Origin of the sequence: Massilia consociata (assembly GCF_042432755.1) — a bacterium.
Classification (GTDB): Bacteria; Pseudomonadota; Gammaproteobacteria; order Burkholderiales; family Burkholderiaceae_D; genus Telluria; species Telluria consociata.
Window position 1 is genome coordinate 1 of record NZ_JBHLWP010000054.1, and the last position, 734, is coordinate 734.

The 734-nt window shown below is 50.3% G+C and carries 2 tRNA genes and 1 rRNA gene; all 3 read right to left on the reverse strand.

Annotation, left to right across the window (positions count from 1 at the left end):
- Nucleotides 1–248: 248 nt before the first annotated feature.
- Nucleotides 249–324, reverse strand: a tRNA-Ala gene (locus tag ACFFJK_RS22890).
- A gap of 20 nt (nucleotides 325–344) precedes the next feature.
- A tRNA-Ile gene (locus ACFFJK_RS22895) sits at nucleotides 345–421 on the reverse strand.
- A gap of 91 nt (nucleotides 422–512) precedes the next feature.
- Nucleotides 513–734: ribosomal RNA gene (locus ACFFJK_RS22900) — 16S ribosomal RNA — on the reverse strand; the annotation flags it as partial.

A 734-nucleotide genomic window follows, 5' to 3' on the forward strand; every position in this document is an offset into this window, starting at 1 on the left:
TCGCTTGTCCCTATAACGTTGGCCCCTGCTGACAACAGGGAACGTCATAGTTCAAGGAGTACAGCTCATTGCATGTTTGTTGATACTTTGATTACTACCCTAAGTGTGCTCGCTCATCGTTTCCGATTCGCTTACACGCTTAAAAAAACTTTACTTCTTCCAGATTGTTAAAGAACGAAAACTACACTTATCTAAACTCACTCGGCATGACTACCTGGTGGTCTTAGATAAATGCAGCAACAGTTGAATGGTGGAGGATGACGGGATCGAACCGACGACCCCCTGCTTGCAAAGCAGGTGCTCTCCCAGCTGAGCTAATCCCCCGTGTGGTACTCGATAACACATGGTGGGTCTGGTTGGATTCGAACCAACGACCCCCGCGTTATCAACACGGTGCTCTAACCGACTGAGCTACAGACCCGAACTGTTTTCGCTTCTTTTACTGCAACAGTCGATAAGCGTGGACGCTTGATGTTGAGCTGAGTTTTGACACTCGCTCGGTGCTACTCTAGAAAGGAGGTGATCCAGCCGCACCTTCCGATACGGCTACCTTGTTACGACTTCACCCCAGTCACGAATCCTACCGTGGTAAGCGCCCTCCTTGCGGCTAAGCTACCTACTTCTGGTAAAACCCGCTCCCATGGTGTGACGGGCGGTGTGTACAAGACCCGGGAACGTATTCACCGCGACATGCTGATCCGCGATTACTAGCGATTCCAACTTCATGTAGTCGA